Origin of the sequence: Agrobacterium sp. SORGH_AS 787 (assembly GCF_030819035.1) — a bacterium.
Classification (GTDB): domain Bacteria; phylum Pseudomonadota; class Alphaproteobacteria; order Rhizobiales; family Rhizobiaceae; genus Agrobacterium; species Agrobacterium larrymoorei_B.
Genome location: NZ_JAUTBG010000002.1, coordinates 1,788,694 through 1,805,508, shown reverse-complemented (window position 1 = coordinate 1,805,508; position 16,815 = coordinate 1,788,694). Strand labels below are relative to the sequence as shown.

At 58.5% G+C, this 16,815-nt stretch carries 24 protein-coding genes and 1 riboswitch; of the genes, 8 read left to right on the top strand and 16 right to left on the bottom strand.

The window, feature by feature from the left end; genetic code table 11:
• Window positions 1–2: 2 nt before the first annotated feature.
• The 3 genes from dmeR to QE435_RS17930 form a co-directional block, all read right to left on the bottom strand.
• Window positions 3–275 (bottom strand): Ni(II)/Co(II)-sensing transcriptional repressor DmeR, encoded by a 273-nt coding sequence (dmeR, locus tag QE435_RS17940; RefSeq protein WP_306931668.1) that lies wholly within the window; start codon window positions 273–275, stop codon window positions 3–5.
• 105 nt (window positions 276–380) lie between these two features.
• Window positions 381–899, bottom strand: a complete 519-nt coding sequence (locus QE435_RS17935; protein WP_349042897.1) for a sulfite exporter TauE/SafE family protein — start codon at window positions 897–899, stop codon at window positions 381–383.
• Window positions 851–1,144, bottom strand: a complete 294-nt coding sequence (locus tag QE435_RS17930; RefSeq protein WP_349042197.1) for a hypothetical protein — start codon at window positions 1,142–1,144, stop codon at window positions 851–853. The genes QE435_RS17935 and QE435_RS17930 overlap by 49 nt, the downstream gene beginning before the upstream one ends.
• Before the next feature lie 168 nt (window positions 1,145–1,312).
• On the opposite strand from QE435_RS17930, the gene QE435_RS17925 reads away from it, so the two are divergent.
• A complete protein-coding gene (locus QE435_RS17925; protein ID WP_306931666.1) occupies window positions 1,313–1,726 on the top strand; it encodes a helix-turn-helix domain-containing protein in 414 nt (137 codons plus the stop codon).
• Window positions 1,727–1,784: 58 nt separating this feature from the next.
• Here the strand turns inward: QE435_RS17925 and QE435_RS17920 are convergent, their stop codons facing one another.
• Both QE435_RS17920 and QE435_RS17915 read right to left on the bottom strand, forming a co-directional pair.
• Window positions 1,785–2,333, bottom strand: coding sequence for a YbhB/YbcL family Raf kinase inhibitor-like protein (locus QE435_RS17920; protein WP_349042196.1), 549 nt, complete (start codon window positions 2,331–2,333; stop codon window positions 1,785–1,787).
• 98 nt (window positions 2,334–2,431) lie between these two features.
• The gene (locus tag QE435_RS17915; protein ID WP_349042195.1) at window positions 2,432–3,247 is read right to left on the bottom strand and encodes an AraC family transcriptional regulator; all 816 of its coding nucleotides are present in this window, start codon (window positions 3,245–3,247) and stop codon (window positions 2,432–2,434) included.
• Between the two features lie 342 nt (window positions 3,248–3,589).
• Between QE435_RS17915 and QE435_RS17910 the strand changes: the two genes are divergently transcribed.
• Both QE435_RS17910 and QE435_RS17905 read left to right on the top strand, forming a co-directional pair.
• Window positions 3,590–4,078: a GNAT family N-acetyltransferase gene (locus tag QE435_RS17910; protein ID WP_306931661.1), complete on the top strand. Its 489-nt coding sequence runs from the start codon at window positions 3,590–3,592 to the stop codon at window positions 4,076–4,078.
• 24 nt (window positions 4,079–4,102) lie between these two features.
• Entirely contained in the window at window positions 4,103–4,675 is a 573-nt protein-coding gene (locus QE435_RS17905) for a type 1 glutamine amidotransferase family protein (protein WP_349042194.1), read from the top strand.
• Here QE435_RS17905 and QE435_RS17900 read toward each other — a convergent pair.
• From QE435_RS17900 to QE435_RS17870, 7 genes are all read right to left on the bottom strand, one after another.
• A complete protein-coding gene (locus QE435_RS17900; protein WP_349042193.1) occupies window positions 4,672–4,989 on the bottom strand; it encodes a hypothetical protein in 318 nt (105 codons plus the stop codon). The two genes, QE435_RS17905 and QE435_RS17900, sit on opposite strands and share 4 nt — an antisense overlap.
• A gap of 5 nt (window positions 4,990–4,994) precedes the next feature.
• Entirely contained in the window at window positions 4,995–5,702 is a 708-nt protein-coding gene (locus QE435_RS17895) for a CbtA family protein (RefSeq protein WP_349042192.1), read from the bottom strand.
• An 11-nt stretch (window positions 5,703–5,713) separates the two neighbouring features.
• Window positions 5,714–5,896, bottom strand: a complete 183-nt coding sequence (locus QE435_RS17890; RefSeq protein ID WP_082447245.1) for a CbtB-domain containing protein — start codon at window positions 5,894–5,896, stop codon at window positions 5,714–5,716.
• A gap of 143 nt (window positions 5,897–6,039) precedes the next feature.
• Window positions 6,040–6,248, bottom strand: a riboswitch (cobalamin riboswitch).
• 54 nt (window positions 6,249–6,302) lie between these two features.
• Complete coding sequence (locus QE435_RS17885; protein ID WP_349042191.1) at window positions 6,303–7,220, bottom strand: cytochrome c; 918 nt, start codon at window positions 7,218–7,220, stop codon at window positions 6,303–6,305.
• A gap of 75 nt (window positions 7,221–7,295) precedes the next feature.
• Complete coding sequence (locus tag QE435_RS17880) at window positions 7,296–7,727, bottom strand: cytochrome c (protein WP_349042190.1); 432 nt, start codon at window positions 7,725–7,727, stop codon at window positions 7,296–7,298.
• A 277-nt stretch (window positions 7,728–8,004) separates the two neighbouring features.
• The gene (locus tag QE435_RS17875) at window positions 8,005–8,853 is read right to left on the bottom strand and encodes a metallophosphoesterase (RefSeq protein ID WP_349042189.1); all 849 of its coding nucleotides are present in this window, start codon (window positions 8,851–8,853) and stop codon (window positions 8,005–8,007) included.
• 152 nt (window positions 8,854–9,005) lie between these two features.
• Entirely contained in the window at window positions 9,006–9,608 is a 603-nt protein-coding gene (locus QE435_RS17870) for a superoxide dismutase (RefSeq protein ID WP_062425801.1), read from the bottom strand.
• A gap of 225 nt (window positions 9,609–9,833) precedes the next feature.
• Here QE435_RS17870 and QE435_RS17865 point away from each other — a divergent pair, with 225 nt between their 5' ends.
• Window positions 9,834–10,166 (top strand): hypothetical protein, encoded by a 333-nt coding sequence (locus QE435_RS17865; protein WP_349042188.1) that lies wholly within the window; start codon window positions 9,834–9,836, stop codon window positions 10,164–10,166.
• A gap of 110 nt (window positions 10,167–10,276) precedes the next feature.
• Here the strand turns inward: QE435_RS17865 and QE435_RS17860 are convergent, their stop codons facing one another.
• Window positions 10,277–10,819 (bottom strand): GNAT family N-acetyltransferase, encoded by a 543-nt coding sequence (locus tag QE435_RS17860; RefSeq protein ID WP_113266076.1) that lies wholly within the window; start codon window positions 10,817–10,819, stop codon window positions 10,277–10,279.
• A 103-nt stretch (window positions 10,820–10,922) separates the two neighbouring features.
• Here QE435_RS17860 and QE435_RS17855 point away from each other — a divergent pair, with 103 nt between their 5' ends.
• The gene (locus QE435_RS17855; RefSeq protein ID WP_349042187.1) at window positions 10,923–11,822 is read left to right on the top strand and encodes a LysR family transcriptional regulator; all 900 of its coding nucleotides are present in this window, start codon (window positions 10,923–10,925) and stop codon (window positions 11,820–11,822) included.
• Here the strand turns inward: QE435_RS17855 and QE435_RS17850 are convergent.
• Window positions 11,782–12,390: a LysE/ArgO family amino acid transporter gene (locus QE435_RS17850; protein WP_349042186.1), complete on the bottom strand. Its 609-nt coding sequence runs from the start codon at window positions 12,388–12,390 to the stop codon at window positions 11,782–11,784. The genes QE435_RS17855 and QE435_RS17850 overlap by 41 nt on opposite strands.
• A 91-nt stretch (window positions 12,391–12,481) precedes the next feature.
• On the opposite strand from QE435_RS17850, the gene QE435_RS17845 reads away from it, so the two are divergent.
• Complete coding sequence (locus tag QE435_RS17845) at window positions 12,482–13,390, top strand: LysR family transcriptional regulator ArgP (RefSeq protein WP_349042185.1); 909 nt, start codon at window positions 12,482–12,484, stop codon at window positions 13,388–13,390.
• Between the two features lie 55 nt (window positions 13,391–13,445).
• Here the strand turns inward: QE435_RS17845 and QE435_RS17840 are convergent, their stop codons facing one another.
• Window positions 13,446–14,330: a branched-chain amino acid aminotransferase gene (locus QE435_RS17840; protein WP_349042184.1), complete on the bottom strand. Its 885-nt coding sequence runs from the start codon at window positions 14,328–14,330 to the stop codon at window positions 13,446–13,448.
• A 235-nt stretch (window positions 14,331–14,565) separates the two neighbouring features.
• On the opposite strand from QE435_RS17840, the gene tam reads away from it, so the two are divergent.
• Together tam and QE435_RS17830 are read left to right on the top strand one after the other, a co-directional pair.
• A complete protein-coding gene (gene tam, locus QE435_RS17835; RefSeq protein ID WP_349042183.1) occupies window positions 14,566–15,336 on the top strand; it encodes a trans-aconitate 2-methyltransferase in 771 nt (256 codons plus the stop codon).
• A gap of 331 nt (window positions 15,337–15,667) precedes the next feature.
• Window positions 15,668–16,422 (top strand): IS5 family transposase gene (locus QE435_RS17830; protein ID WP_349041349.1). Its coding sequence is split into 2 segments (ribosomal slippage): window positions 15,668–15,998 and window positions 15,998–16,422, totalling 756 coding nucleotides; the frame shifts between segments, so codons are not numbered across the junction.
• Between the two features lie 16 nt (window positions 16,423–16,438).
• Here QE435_RS17830 and QE435_RS17825 read toward each other — a convergent pair.
• On the bottom strand, window positions 16,439–16,807 hold the full coding sequence (locus tag QE435_RS17825; RefSeq protein WP_349042182.1) for a VOC family protein: 369 nt from the start codon (window positions 16,805–16,807) through the stop codon (window positions 16,439–16,441).
• Window positions 16,808–16,815: the final 8 nt, after the last annotated feature.

Here is a 16,815-nt window from a genome sequence, read left to right as displayed (position 1 = left end):
CCTTATCGAATATAGGTTTTCAAAACCTGCGCCAGTTCTTCCGTGGCCTTGGCGCGTTCCTCGTCATTTTCTGCGTGCAGCACATGCTCATGCAGATGCTCCTGCATCACCTCGCCCGTGAGACCTGAGAGCGCGCCGCGCACCGAGGCGAGCAGTTGCAGAACGTCGCCGCAGGGCTTGCCGCCTTCCAGCGCGCGCTCCACCGCTTCCATCTGCCCCTTCATGCGCCGGATGCGCGCCAGAAGCTTATCCTTGTCACGGATCGTATGGGACATCTGTTCATCCTCTATATAGTATAGGGGGGTATACTATTTTTTCTTTAGGCAGAAGGCAAGCCCCCATGCAGCTCGGGAAGATGCTGATGGTGACAGAGAGTTCGATCAGCCCTTCAGGGTATCGAAGAGCGGCATACTGATGAGGGCGGCGGTTGCGATCATCCCATAGCAGATGCGGCGAAAGGTTTTCTCTTCGGCAAGGCCGAATACTCTGCTGCCGAGCCATACGCCAAGGCCATAAACCGGTGCGACCAGAACCGCTAAACCGATGAGCTTAATGGTGATGAGACCATTCCAGAGATAGGCCGTGGCGTTCAGCACGGTGGAAATTGCAAAGTAGAGAATGATATTGGCCCGGACAATGATCGCAGGCACTGCCCCACCCAACCAATAAGCGACGACCGGCGGCCCGCCGATCTGCGCTACACCGGAAAACACACCTGCGATCAGTCCGACAATCGCCGTCAGAATTGCCTTTGGCCGGTCGCGGTAGCGCCAACCGGACATTAGCAGCGTCAGCAGCACAACAACGATGACGACGATCGCCCAACGGATGGTGACGGGATCAAGTGTCATCAGGAGGTGGACGCCAAGGGGCACGCCGATGATCGCGCCGAGCGCCATGGTGAGCACGTCGCGTCGATCCGCCCGACGGACTGCCCCCGGTACAGGCCAAGCGTCATCACCCCATCGACCACAAGAAGAAGCGGAACGGCAATCTGCGGGCCCATGACCGAACTGGCGAGCGGCACGAAGATCAGCGCCGCCCCGAAGCCGGAAAAACCGCGCGCGAGACCTGCGCTCAAAGCGACGAGCACCAGAAATGCCAGGGCGGAAGAGGAAAGACCGGTCGATAAGATACTGGGCATGAAGGTGATCGTCGAAGGGAGTCGTTTTCGCGTCCGACATACTCCATCAGCGCGCGTGAATAACCAACTGCTTTCCTCGAATAGCTGGCGGCGGAGGTGGCAGAAAAATTGCCTTTCCCTTGGCCGAACCCTATATCTCTATAAGCTATAGCTATGAGGATGAGGCGCATGTATTCCATCGGCGATCTATCGAAACGGACCGGCGTAAAAGTGCCGACCATTCGCTACTACGAGCAAATGGGCCTGCTCAACGAAGCAGACCGTTCCGAAGGCAATCAGCGGCGTTATGAGAAGGCCGATCTGGAACGTCTGGCCTTCGTTCGTCATGCCCGGGACCTTGGCCTCAACATTGAAGCGATCCGCGAATTGATCGCGCTCAGCCAGCATCGCGAAATGCCCTGTGCCGGAGCCGATCGCATTGCGGCCGATCATCTTGCCACCGTACGGGAGAAGATCGCCAAGCTGAAGAAGCTGGAACACGAGCTGGAGCGTATCGTCTCGCACTGTGACGGGCATTCCATAGAGGACTGCTATGTCATCCGCGCGCTGTCAGATCACGGCCTGTGCGATCACGATCATTGAGACGTCATGCTGGGAAAGGACAGTCACCAGCGACGGCAACTGTCCTCCTGCTGTCTCCTTAGCGGTTATAGACCGCTGTGATCTTTGCCGTGGCAATGGTGTTGGCGCCAATCATAAATCCCGCAAGCGCGTTGCTGGCATTGTCCGGCAGATCTAGGCGCTCCGTGCCGAGAGCATGGACAGTGAAGATGTAGCGGTGGACTTCGCCGGGTGGCGGGCATGCTCCGCCAAAACCGACAACGCCATAATCGTTGCGGATTTCCAGAGCTCCCGCGGGCAGTTTCTTCTTGCCGCTTGCATCAGGTTCGAGCGCCGTTTGAGAGGCGGGAATATTCACCACGTTCCAGTGCCACCAGCCTGAGCCTGTCGGCGCATCCGGGTCGTAAGTCGTGATGGCAAAGCTCTTTGTGCCAGCCGGTGCGCCAGACCAGGATAGCTGCGGCGACTGATTTCCGCCCTCGCAGCCGAAGCCCTTGAACACGAAGGTCGACGCAAGTTGCTGACCCTCGGCAATCGATGTGCTCGATAATTTGAAGTCCGCGGCGCTTGCTGTCGTGGTGGTTAGCAAGGCGAGTATGAAGCCTGTCGCAACGTTCTTTTTCAGCATGATGAGGTGTCCTTTCCACACATTGATCATGCCCATTCCAATAGACCTTCACGGAATTTCGAGCTTCCGGCTGGCGATCAAAGACTATCGAAAAACGATCAGAGTTCTGCCGTCCGGATGGAGCGCGGCTTGAGACCGAATCTCTTGCGGAAGGCTTCGGAGAAATGGGAGGGCGTCTTGAAGCCGCACTCCAACGCGATGCTGGAGATCGGGCTATCCGTCGATTGCAGCATTCCCAACCCCTTCTCCAGTCTCGTGTTCAACAGGATCTGCGAAAATCCAGGACCGGATTTCGCCAGCCACCGGCGGAAACTGGCTTCACTCATGGCAAAATGCCGGGCGACGTCTTCGGCCCGCCAGGGCTGGCTGATGTCGGTCTCTATCAGCCGCCGCACCTTGTTCCATGGCTGGTCTTCACCTCTCCTCGGCAGATGGACACCGTGATGGCGCAGCCAGACCAATGGCTCCAGAAGGCGATGGCGCTTGACCGGGATGGGTAAAGCGTCGTCATCCAAGGCTCGCCGCGTGATCTCTACGACATCATAATCAGCGCTTTGTGCCTGGCGAATAATCTGCACACCGGGCGGGCCAGCTGCGAGCGGCTGATCGGCGAAGACCGAGTCAATCAACTCATGATCGAAGTAGATCCCGGTCGCCCGATAGTTTGCAGCACTGACAGGACGGTTTTCCAAGGTCACGATAGAACCCGATGGGAAAATAAGGAGGTCACCGGCCTCGCCCACGAACTCGCCGTTCACGGGGCAGACGACCCTTTTGCTCCCCACACAGATGAAGCATAGGAAGGTCAGGCCGATGAACAGATCCGTGAATGTCGCGGCCGTGGCTTGGGTAATGGGAAACACGGAGACGCCCGGCCCATGAAAATCCAGTTGCTCTACGGATTGCGCCGTCATCGATGCTTTTATCCCTGCTATTGCCTTTACTGAGTGGGAGAGCGCACTCGGGAGGCACATAGCGGCTTGAGGGCGCGCGATGTCAATCTGCCACATGCCTCATGGCAGATACCGAAACGTAGCTATCCAAAATGCTGAAACGGCCCCTTGACAGCTCTGCAATTCGAGCGCAATGAATCGCCCATGATCAACGAACGCGCACCCATCTCCTGCACGTATTTTTGGGCCTACCTGTAAAGGGCGGCTCGACAGATCACTTTGTCAACAAGCCGCCGTTAGGCGGCTTTGTTGTTTTCCAAGCGTCCTGACGGCAAAAGACCAGAAAACCGAAGGACCAGACCCATGACCGAAGACAGCCTCCTGACACTGCCGAGACCGCCCGTCGTCACCATTCGTGGTGCGCGCCCTGCCGATCTTCCCGAACTCAATGAGATGATCACCCTGCTTGCCGCCCATCATGGCGATGCCGCCGCGATTACGCCCGAGAAGCTCGAGCGCGATCTTTTCGGCCAGGTCCCCTGGATCACCGCACTGGTGGCCGAAGCTGCAGGCGAGCTTATCGGTTACGCCATTCTCGTGCCGCTCTACCGCGCACAGGAAGGCCGCCGCGGCATGGAATTGCACCACCTCTTCGTACGGGACGGGCATCGCGGACACGGCACCGGCCAGCATCTTGTGGCGCGCGCGCGCGACGTTGCCAAGCGCTGCGGCTGCGACTTCCTGTCCGTCGGTGCTGCAACAGGCAACTTTGCCGCACACAAGTTCTACGAAAACATGGATTTCGTCCCGCGTCCCGTCACCGGCATGCGCTTCATGCAAGCGATCGCCTGAGCTTCTTCGCTTTAGGAGAATGACATGACTCGTATTGCCATTGCGCTGACGCAAGACTTCGCCGACTGGGAACCTGCACTGCTTGCCGCTGCGGCCCGCAGTTATCTCGGCGTCGAGATCGTAACCGCATCACCCGACGGCCAGCCCGTCATTTCGATGGGCGGGTTCAAAGTGATGCCGGAAACGTCCTATGATGCTCTCGACCCGGAGACGATCGACGCGCTTGTCATTCCGGGCGGCATGAGTTGGGAAAAGGGCAGCGCGCCCGATTTTAGCGATCTGGTCTATCGCTTTCGGGCGCGAGGCCGCGTGGTTGCAGGCATCTGCGCCGCGGCCAGCGCGCTCGCCGGGACAGGCATCTTGAACAGTGTGGCCCATACCGGCAACGCCCTGGCGTCGCATCAGAAGTATGGTGCCTATGAGGGAGGAGCGCTCTATCGCGATCAGCCACAAGCCGTCAACGATCAGGGTGTCGTCACCGCGCCCGGCAATTCACCGGTCAGCTTTGCTAAAGAGGTGCTGAAAGCTCTCGGCCTGTGGGGATCGGAAACCGACGCGGAACTGTCGGTATTTTCTGCGGAACACTTGCCGACTTAACGATCCAGAACACGGCAGAGACGCGCCGGTCCTTGCGCGCCCTCTGCCGACATTGATCGACGAAGATCGCGGCTGTTGATATGAAGGCTGCGTTCGAAAGGGATGTTCATCCGCTCGATCTTGTTTCGGGCAGCGGCAAGAAACATCTCGCGGTTTGCGATAAAGTAAGCGCGACAGGTTTCTTCCGCCGGCACCTCAGTCATCAGCGCTTTGAAAGCGAGGCGGTGCATGGCGCAAAGCGCGCCATGACCGGGAACGGAAAAACGCAGGCAATCGAGTTCATGGCTCCAATCGACTGCGTTTTGACCCGCCATCATTTTTACTTTGCAGCCTCGAAGCGCTTGAGGAACAGCCCGCTCAACGAGCCGAGGATCAGCCAGAAGACGAAGCTGGTGACTGTTGCAAGCACGACGAAGCGGCGTTCCAGCGGCAGAGGCGCCAGCGCATGTTCACCCGCAGGCGGCAATGGCGCACCGACGACGTGCGGCGCGACGATCAAGACGACGGCAAGGATCACCGCCCAGGGCTCCGAGCGGCGGAAGGCCAGAAGCGCAATGCCCCCGGCAGTCGCGGCAGCGGTCGCAATCCACCAGGCCTGACGCGCGCCAAGATCAGCAGCAGGGCTGCCCGGCAGTTCTGGCGGCAAACCGATCATCGGCGCCAGCATGACGACAGCAAAGCCGGCGAGCCCCCAGAAGAGACCTTCGCGCCAACCACCCTGGGAGCCGCGAAGCGAGATCAGACCGGTGAGCACCAGCGCATAGCCGATGGCCGTCAGCACGTTAGCGGCCACGGTGTAGGCATTGCGCTCGAAACCATCTGCCGGCGTCCAGGCTTCCGCGTCATGATGGTGATCGGCGGGTGTGGCCGCATCATGGGAGTGACCTGCCTCGCCACCGGCGCTTTCGAAGGTTTCCGCCTGGAGGATCAATGGCGTTGTGCCAACCGCCTGCATGGCGCTGACGGCAAGCCCCGCTATCAGTCCCACGAGGACAGCGGTAAAGACAATATTTCTGAAAAACGGCATCTTATGTCCCCTCAATGGCAGGGGAAAGCGTTGGCGTGGCGCGTATCATGCGCCGCATTATGCATGGCCTCGACATGCGAGAAGCCGACGAAACCGACAATGAACAAACCAAGTGCAACGGCACTCAGCGCCTGCAAGAGTTTCGATGTGGTCGAGGAAACGGCGCTCGACGCCGTGTTCTGTTGGATAGACATGGTGACCCTCTTTTTCAGCGGCGCACCGCTCTCAAGCAGCAGGACGCACGCATTCAACATTCACCACGGGGAAAGACAAACAAGGCTTTTCGGACGGATGACGCCAACCCGAAAACCGTGCTCTTCCGGACACCCCGCCGGCATTGACGACACTTCGCGATGGCAGGTCTCCTGGCTCGCGGGTCGCAGCCTTGAAAACACCTTCCCGATGCCAAAATCAGCATCAGTGGATTTCGTTTTCAGGCTCGCCGCTCACAGTTGCGGGGGCAGCCACGAATGAGAGCAGAGCTCCTATCGTATTCCCTTTTCACTTTCCGGCATATCCGGAAAGACCATCACGCCTCTGTTATCAGTCAGCGGTTGTGGAGAGTCAATGCGGGAAGCGTGGCCTCCCGCTTTCATGATGTCAACGCGCCGGAACGGCCTTGAGATAAGCGGCGATTGCATTGCGATCTTCGGCGGAGAGCTTGGCCATATTCTGCTGCACCTTGACCATCGAACCACCGACGCTGTCGAACTCCGGTGTAAAACCGGTTTCGAGATAGTTGGCTATATCGGCAACGGTCCAGGAGCCGATGGCTTGCGAACCCGGCGTGATGTCGGGGATCGTCCCATCGCCTTCCGGGTTTGGGCCGCCTGCCAGCCACTTATCCGCGATCAGCCCGCCAAGCGCCGTGCGTGGCGTGTGGCATTCGCCGCAATGGCCTGGGCCTTCCACCAGATATTGGCCGCGCGCGACATCCATGCCAGCATTGGCAAGCTGCACGCGCGGCGCGCCCTTGTCGAAATAAAGGAACTTCCAGCCGCCGAGAGCCAGTCGCATATCGAGCGGGAATGGTAAATCGTGAGGCGGCGCGTCATTGGTGCTGGCAGGCAACGTCTTCAGGTAGCCGAAGAGATCGTTGATATCCTGCGCTGTCATGCGCGCATAGGACGTATAGGGGAAGGAAGGATAGAGATGTTCGCCATTCTTTCCCACGCCTCGGGTCATGGCGTCGCCGAACTCGGCCACCGTCCAGCTTCCGATGCCGTGCTGCGGATCAGGTGAAATATTGGGCACGTGGAAGGTGCCGAAGGGGCTTGGCAAGGCCTGGCCACCGGACAGGGTCTTCAAGGCATCGCCGCTGGCATTCGGGGCAGCATGACAGCTTGCACATCCGCCCGCCCAAAACAGCGTCTCCCCATTGGCAAGATCGGGCTCACCCAGATTGGCCCAATGGCTTGGCGGTTGGCGCTCAGGTGCCGTCACCCACATGAAAATGCCGAAACCGGCAAGACCTGCGACCGCAACCCCGCCTGCCAGCTTTGCCCAGATGGACGCCATCCGCCTCTCCGCTATCGATAAAACATGATAAAAAGAATAGCCCGCCGCTGAACCGGCGGGCTTGTCTTGGCTGTCTTACTTCTTCACGCGATAGGCCTGATGGCAGGAGCTGCAATCGGCACCGAGCGTCTTCAGGGCAGCACCCGTGCTGGCCTGATCGGTTGGCAGCTGTGCGAGAACGGTATCGGCATCCGCACCGAGCTTTTCCGACTTTGCCTTGAAGTCCGCAAAGTTCTGCCAGATGGTAGGCGACGCAGCGCCTCCCTCGGAGCCAGCCGGGAACTGATCCGGGAACGCCTTGGCGTTGGTGCTGATGGTGGTGACGGCGGTCTTCACGGCCTCGGCGTCGTAGGGCTTTTCACCCTTGGCGATCGCGCCGAGCGCACCCATGGCACCGCCGATCTGTTTCATCAAGCCTTCGCGCTTTTCAACCTCGCCGGCAGCGGAAACCGCTCCGGCGCAAAGACAGCCTATGAGAATGGATGCGGCAATCGTCTTGAATTTCATGTCTCTCTCCTTGTTCCGGTGGCACCGGAGGGTGGTTGTTCGCCGTACCGCATCGTTGCCACGACACGCGCTTGCGTGCCGGGCGGCACACCGAGTCGAACAGAGATGAAGATGCAGGCTTCGCGTGGCAAAAAGAAGTCACATTCGGGTGATTTTCCAAAGGAAAATCAGCGACCTAAACTTGGACTTTTCGGTTTCCTTTTAAGCCTCCGCAAGCGGTGAGAACGGCTCCCATACGAGACCTAACACATCTTAGGCAATGAAGGGGGAAACGACGTCAGAACACAAGAGTACGGCTTGTCTCCCGGCCAAAACCACGCAGAGAGATGCGGTCCACATAGACATCGGCGATCGCAAAGGTGTTGTGGTCCAGCGTGTCCACCATGCCCTTGATAGTGACGAAATGGGTATTGCCGATGACGCCGTAATTGCCGTCGTGATTATGCCCGCAGAACCACGCCTTGACGCTGTGATGTGCGGCCAGCAGTTTCAGCACGTCTGGCGCATCCCACATATTATGCGCGTTTTCGGGATAGAGGGGATAATGGCAGAAGAGCACGACCTGCTCATGCATGGCATCGGCCTTGGCAAGCGTTGCCCGCAGCCAAGCCAGCTGTTCGTCGCTGAATGAGCCGTTCCAGTCTTGGGCATTCAAGGCGCCAGCCTCGCGCAGCGCCTCCAGGCGGGCCTTGGCAAGCTCGCGCCGCGGATCGCCAAGCGGAGGTGCAAAGGTGCTGACATCGTTGCCGTCGAGCACGATGAAGCGGAATTCGCCGAGGGTGAAGTCATACCATTTCGCCGGCATGCCGAGCCGCTCATGAACCTTCGGCAAATGCTCTTGCTCGACAGCGAAGTCGTGGTTGCCGGGAAGCAATATGGAGCGATGATTGAGTTGATCGTAACAGCCGAGGATCGCGTCAAAGCTCTCCCAGCCGCGGTCGATCAGGTCGCCCAGGGTGACGACGAAAGCCAGCTCCTCCTGATTGAAGGTCAAGATCGCATCCGCCAGCTTTCTGGTACTCTCCGCGTAAAATCGATTCATCTCCGGCCGGGCCGGGATATCGGCATATTGCGGGTCGGCGACGATGCCGAAGGAAAAGAGCGGTGCGGCGGGTGTGTCTGTCATGATCGCTACCGCTTAAGAGCGCCGCATGACAGCGGTGTGACAGCCATAATAGAAGGCGAAGCCTTATGGACGTCAGCAGGAGCGGCAAGAAGCCATAAAACAAAACACCCGGCGCGAAGGCCGGGTGCTGCTTATCCGATCGAATCGGAAAATTACTTGGAGGCGGCTTCGTAGCGCTCCAGGACGTAATCCCAGTTGATGAGATTATCGACGAAGGCTTCGAGGTACTTCGGACGCAGGTTGCGGTAGTCGATATAGTAGGAGTGTTCCCATACGTCGACGCCGAGGATCGGCTCTGCGCCGTGGACCAGCGGGTTTTCACCGTTCGGGGTCTTGGAGATTTCAAGCTTGCCGTTCTTGACCGAAAGCCAAGCCCAGCCCGAGCCGAACTGCGTGGTGCCAGCGGCGATGAAATCCGCCTTGAACTTGTCGTAACCGCCGAGATCGGAGGCGATCGCCTGTTCGAGCTTGCCGGGCAGCTTGTTGCCGCCGCCGTCCTTCTTCATCCACTTCCAGAAATGGACGTGGTTGTAATGCTGGGCAGCATTGTTGAACAGACCGGCATTGGTACCGAAGGACTTCTTTACCACTTCTTCAAGCGAAAGGTCGGAAAGACCGGCTTCCGCAGCCAGCTTGTTGCCGTTGTCCACATAGGCCTTGTGGTGCTTGTCGTGGTGAAACTCCAGCGTTTCGCGCGACATGTAAGGCGCGAGCGCATCGTAATCATAGGGGAGTTCGGGAAGTTCAAAGGCCATGGTTTTACTCCTTGTTGCAGCGGCTGGGCCGCTCCTTGAAACCTTGTGCGCGGACCATAGGATCAGCCGTCAATTCAGGCAACCTGTGAATTATCAAAATGTTCCAGCAAAAGAGAAAATTCCTCTCGCGCCTCTTCAAAAACATGATTGCGACCCAGTTTGCCGTACCAATTCCGAGCGATCCGTTCGGCTGATCCTGCAAGAGACTATCGAAAGGGCATGGCAATGAAACGACAGGCTTTGGTTTTGATCATGGCATCCTTGGTGGCGTTACCCGCAGCCGCATCGTCCGACAACGCCTGGGAAGCATTCATCGCCGACGTGCAGGCAAAATGCCTCGATGCGGGTGCGAGGCTGATGGATGACGCAAAGGCCGTCGTCGATCCGACAGGAAGCGAGAATTACGGCCTCGCAATCCTGACCGGAAAGGCGAAGGGAGCAGACGCAACGATCAGTCATATCTGCGTCTACGACAAGAAGACCAAGGCCGTAGAGCTTGGAAGCGAGCTGTCAGCCGATTCCGTAAAAGTCGAGCTGCCGGGCTCTACCAAGCCCTGAGAGCTGAAGCGCGGCGCGATCTTTCAAATCCGCTCCAAACGCTTTCAGGCCCTTGTTTCATCGCGTGTCATCATCGCAAAACCGCTGCACGCGTTTGCTTGGACCGTGCTTTAGAATCTGGGCGTCGTGTCCGCCTCACCAAGCGGTCGCTGCATGAGAACGATATCCAGCCAGCGGCCGTGCTTCCAGCCTACCGATTTCAGCGTGCCCACCATCTCGAAGCCTACAGCGCGATGCACCCCGACAGATGCGACGTTTTCGGAATCGCCAACCACCGCCACCATCTGGCGGAACCCCCTCGCCGTTGCCTCTTCGATGAGCGCCAGCAGCAGGGTCTTCCCAACGCCTAAGCCCTTTCGGTTTGGATCGACATAGATGGAGTCCTCGACCGTCGCACCATAGGCCGGGCGGGCGCGGTGCGGTCCTGCATAGGCATAACCGACAACCGTGCCCTCCATCTCAGCAACGATATAGGGAAAGCCGCCGGCAAGGAGTGTCGCCCGGCGTTCACGCATGATGTCAGCGGTGGGCGGCTCGATTTCAAAGCTGGCACTGCCATGGAGAACGGCGTCGCGGTAGATTTCGACGATGGAGACGATATCGCGCTCTTCACAGGGGCGGATAATCATGGCGGCTTTTGTAGGCGAGGTCATTTCGGAATGTCCTGAAGGGGTATGCGGCTCACCGCAATCTGCACCAGCGACATATCAAAATAAAGGTTATAGATCTTATGCAAGACATAAGGATTTCTTTGATATGGATTTTGACCTCCGGCAGTTGAAGAGCTTCATCGATGTTGCGGATCTTGGGAGTTTTTCCGCAGCCGCCGAAAAGGCCGGGCTGACGCAGCCTGCCATCAGCCTCCACATTCGGCTGCTCGAAAAGCGGCTTGGCGTTCGGCTGATCGAACGGGTTGGACGTCGGGCGCAGCCAACCTCGGCGGGGCGCGATCTTCTGATCCATGCGAGACGCATTGCCGACGAGGTGTCTCAGGCCATCGAGACCGTCGCCCCGCATCGAAGCGGCCAGAGTGGGCGTTTGCGCATCGGCACTGGCGCGACGGCGCTGATCTATTTCCTGCCGACGATATTGCGAGAGATCCGTCATCTCATGCCCGGCGTCGAAATTCGGGTGGAAACCGGCAACACCCCGGATATCATTCGCCTTCTCGAAAACAACGAGATCGACGCGGCGATCGTCACACTCCCCGTCACCGGTCGAAGCCTCGATCTGCGCGAGGTTCTTCGCGAAGAACTGGTCGCGATCTTTCCACCTGATGCTACGGACGTTCCGGCCCATATCGATGCTGATTATCTCTGTGCCCAAGCCTTGCTGCTCTATCAGGGCGGCAACACCCGAAAGCTCGTTGACGGATGGCTGAAAGGCACCGGCAGACGCGTTCAGCCCGTCATGGAACTTGGTAGCGTGGAGGCGCTGAAGACACTGGTCGAGGCAGGCCTCGGTGTTGCTGTCGTGCCCGCCATGGCCGTTCGCAATGCCACTTCGACTGAACTGCAGACGCGCTCGCTTGTGCCTAAGCTGAAACGTGATCTCGCGCTGGCGCTCAGGCGCGACAAGCACATGACGGCCCCGCTCCGCGCCCTTGTCGCTGCCCTCAACCGCCAGTTAGAAGCGTCAGCGCGATCAGCCACATGACAAGCGCAATGACACCTTCCAGAATGCGCCACGCAGACGGATTGGCAAACACGGGACGCAACCAGCGCGCACCATAGCCAAGCGAGAAGAAGAAGACCCATGACGCTGTGGCGGCGCCTGCACCGAAGACCGCTTCCTTACCTGGGAACTGGGTCGAGATCGTGCCGATCAAAACCAAGGTGTCGAGATAGACATGCGGGTTCAGCCATGTCAGCGCCAGACAGGTCAGAAGCGTCGGAGCAAAGGACGTAACCGTGCCGGATGCAGCGGCCAAAGACTCTGAGGAACGGAGTGCCGATTGCAGGCTCTTTGCGCCATACCACAGCAGAAATGCAGCACCCGCATAGCGCATAGCTGGCTCGATTGCCGGCATGATGGTGGCGATCTGCCGGAAGGCCGTCACGCCGATGGTGATGAGGATTGCGTCGGAAAGCGCGCACGCCAAGCAAACGGCGAAGATATGATCGCCGCGAAGACCTTGGCGCAGCACGAACGCATTCTGCGCACCGATCGCCACGATCAGCGTCATACCCATGGTGAAGCCTGTGAGATATACCGAAAAATCCATAGGATGCCCCTTCCGTCCAGGCATCGAATAGGTAGCGGCATCAGTTTAATCCAGTTAAAGATACTTACCTCGATTAAGCAGAGCTAATTCTATGGACTATGCAGCGCTTCGTGCGGTGGCAATGGTGGTGCAGACCGGCAGCTTCGAAAAGGCAGCACTTGCTCTGCATGTGACGCCATCGGCCATCTCTCAACGGGTCAAGCAGCTCGAGGAGCGGCTGGGCGCCGTTCTCATCCTGCGTGGCAATCCCTGTATGGCTACGGAAAAGGGCGCGTGGGTCTGCCGCCATATGGAGCATGTGGGGATGCTGGAGTCTGAACTCTTCAGCCAGCTTCCCGCTCTTCTCTCCTCCGAAGAAACCAACAGCCGCGTGACGCTGCACATCGCAACCAATGCCGACAGTCTTGGCACCTGGTTCCTGCGGGCAGTTTCCGCTTTCACACATCAGTCAGGCTTTCTCCTGAACGTGGCGGTGGACGATCAGGATCACACGGCGGAGTGGCTTCAGCGCGGACGGGTGCTTGCAGCGGTGACGAGCCTGGAGAAGCCGATCCAGGGCTGCCGCGTCACTCCACTCGGCTTTCTCCGCTACCACGCAACAGCAAGCCCGGAGTTCATCAATACGTACTTTTTCGATGGTGTGACTGAGGCGCGCCTCGCGCAAGCTCCTGCCCTCACCTTCAACCAGAAAGACCGGCTCCAGCAGCAATGGATCAGCCAGGTTTTCGGCACGTCCATCGTCCACCCAACCCACTGGCTACCCTCCACCCAAAGCTTCGTGGATGCCGCGCTGCTCGGCATGGGCTGGGGCATGAACCCGGAGATTCTGGTGCGAAATCATCTGGCGGATGGACGACTGGTGGAACTGGTGGCCGGAACGCCACTGGACGTCCCGCTGTTCTGGCAGGTCAACCGGCTGGCTGCCGATCGGCTAAAGGCACTGACGGATGCGGTGGTCGAAATAGCTCGTCAGGAGTTGGTTCAGGTCAAGATCAAGTAACTCCTTGGGACACCGTATTCACGCGACATCCACAAGGAGTTGCAATGCCGTCTTTTTACTCCGCCGAAGCCGTCGACTTTGCCCAGTCCATGTAAAGATCGAGAGCCTTGCGCGCCACCGGTCCAGCCTGGAGTTCGCGATCGTCAAGCTTAATGACCGGCGAGACCTTTGAGTAATTGCCCGAGCAGAAGATTTCGTCCGCATTGCGGAAGTCTTCGACGGAGAGGGTCGTCTCACGCACATCGAAACCGGCCTGGCGCAGCAGCACCATCACACGCGAGCGGGTGATTCCGGCCAGAAAGGTGCGGTTCGGGACAGGCGTGTAGACGATACCGTCCTTGACCATGAAGACGTTCGAGGATGCTGACTCGGCAACGTTGCCATTCATGTCGCGCATCAGCGCGTTGTCGAAGCCGCGCGAGCGTGCCTCGATGATGGCGCGACCGCTATTGGGATAGAGGCTGCCAGCCTTGGCATCCGTCATGGCCGTTTCCGGCGAAGGACGGCGCAGCGGCGAAACGGTCAGGGTTAGCGGAACGCCGGCATCCATCGGCGCCTCGAAAAGGCAGAGCGCAAAGCGTGTCGATTCCGCATCGGGGGCAACGACAGAGCCGCGCGTGCCATGCTCGGCCCAGTACATCGGCTTGATATAGATCGCCATATTGCCATCGAACTTCTTCACGCCTTCCAGCGCCAGTTGCTCGATCTCCTCCGGCGTCATCGTCGGCTTCATACCCATATTGACGGCGGAGCGGTTGACGCGCTGGCAATGCAGATCGAGATCGGGTGCCAGACCATCGAACCAGCGCGCTCCATCGAACACCGTCGAAGCGAGCCACATGGCGTGGGAAGTCGGGCCGATCAAAGGAGGATTGCCGGGAAGCCATTGACCATCGACATAGGTCCAAGTTGTGGAACGGGGTGCAGTATCGACAGTCATGACATTCTCCTTCTTCAATGCGTCGGAATGAATGCCCGCACGGCTGCTAGGTCAAGATGAAATTCCCGGCGGTGGTCAAAAGGAAGGATTATTGCCTGAGTCTTGCCGTGAAATGCGCATTTGTTGCGTGCAGCCAAGAGCACGCTCCAGGCGTTGTTGCGCCGATCGAGGTGATCTGGCGGTTGCGAGGATGCCGTGCCATCTTCGGTGAAACACGAGCGCAGAGAGGCCCTAAATGGCATGGTCGGCACAACAATATCTGAAATTCGAAGACGAGCGCACGAGGCCAGCACGTGACCTTCTGGCGCAAATTCCGCTGGAGCGGGTTATGACTGGCTTCGACCTTGGTTGCGGTCCCGGCAACTCCACCGAGCTGCTGACGGAGCGCTACGGCGTCAACGTCATTACAGGGGTCGATAGCGACGAGAATATGCTGGAAGAAGCAGCTCTCAGGCTGCCCACCACGCAATTTGTTCAAGCCGATCTCTCATCCTGGCTGCCGGATGCGCCGGTTGATCTGCTCTATGCCAATGCAGTGTTCCAATGGCTGCCGAACCACATCGATCTGTTTGAGCGGCTGATGGATCACCTGAACCCCGGCGGCGTCCTCGCCATCCAGATGCCGGACAACCTCAATGAGCCCAGTCATCTGCTGATGGAGGAAACAAGCCGCTCCGGCCCGTGGAGCCAAAACTTCGAGGGGCGGCAATTACGCCGCCAGCCACTGCCCTCGCCGGCCGATTATATCAACCGACTTTCGCCAAAAGCGATCCGTGTCGATGTGTGGCACAGCATCTACAATCATCCCATGGCCGATGCAGGGGCCATCGTGGAATGGGTCAAGGGCACCGGCCTTCGTCCCTATCTGGCAACGGCCGGGGTCGACCATCAAGATGCTTTCTTGGAGGATTACCGAAAGCGTATCGACGCCGCCTACCCGCCGCTTGCGGATGGTCGACGTCTGTTGCGCTTCCCACGACTGTTCATTGTCGCGGTTCGTGGCTGATCCTGAACGGATAGCCATGGCCCCATGCCTGTCCGTTTCAAGTCTCCAAAGCATGTCCGGTGATCACGGGATTACCGGACATGCTCTATGTTGTTGTTTTTGCAGCATTTTCCGAGGCCGAAGCGATTACGCTTGGGCTGGAAATGCTCTAAAGTATGTCGCGCAAAACTGTGCAGCGGTTTTGCGATAACGACATGCGATAAAGCAGGGACGTAAAGCGTGTGAGCGAATCTGAAAGATCGCGACACGCTCTAGGGTCCAAACCCAATCAAATTGTTGATGAGATTGGCTATCTATGATTCACTGCCTGTAGAAGCAGGAGTGTTTGACCATGGCGGGCGAATTTTGGCTTGATGACGAACAGTGGGCAGTGATTTCGCCGCTGCTTCCGACCAACCAACCCGGCGCTCATCGTACTGATGATCGCCGGGTTATCAGCGGCATCATCCACGTCTTGCGATCCGGTTGCCGCTGGCAGGATTGTCCATCCTGCTACGGGCCTTCGACAACGATCTATAATCGCTTCCATCGCTGGTCTGCAAAAGGGATATGGCGGCGACTGTTTGAGTCTCTGGTGCAAACGACCGATCGCGACATCCATATGATCGATAGCACAACCGCAAAGGCACACCGTTCTGCCGCTGGTGGAAAAGGGGGGCGGATGCCGAAGCAATTGGTCGATCGAGAGGCGGCAGATCGACAAAAGTCCATGCTGTTGTCGATGGTTGTGGCCGTCCAGTCGCGTTGCGAATAACGCCTGGGCAACGTGGTGATGCACCCATTGCCATCCCGCTCCTTGATCCCCTGCCTCCGACACGTCTGTGCGCCGCAGATACGGCTTACGACAGCGACGCCTTACGCAGCTTCCTGACAGCACGCGGCACGCAACCAGTCATCCCAAACAATCCAACCCGAAAGAGGATCAGACCGTTCGACCCGGTCGCCTACCGAAGACGGAATATAATCGAGCGGACATTCTGCCGTCTCAAGGACTGGAGACGTGTCGCGACGCGATACGACAAGCTCATGATAAACTTCGAGGCAACGTGCTACATTGCAGCGATCGTCACATGGTGGATCAATTGAGTCTGGAGCCTAGACCTCAGCCGTGAAAGGCGTAGACGCGCAGCCGGTAACCATCCGGATCTGCCGCCAGGAACGTGCGGCCAAAGTCCATGACAGTTGGCTCCTGCAGAATAGGCAGTCCTTTGTCGGTCCACGCGCGATGGCAGGCATCGACCTCATCGTCAGTCTGCACGATGAACGCAATTTCGGCAGCGCTGCCATCGGAAGACAGTGGCGGCTGAACGGCGTGGCGGGACCAAAGGCCAAGGCGCATGCCGCTTTGCAAGTTGAAAAGAGCGAAGGTATCGGAGAGCTCGACAGGCTGAGCACCCAGCACATCACTGTAGAAAGCAGCGCTATGGCGCGGATCGTTGACGAAGAGAATGATGAAGTTCGGGTGGTTCATTTTGGTCT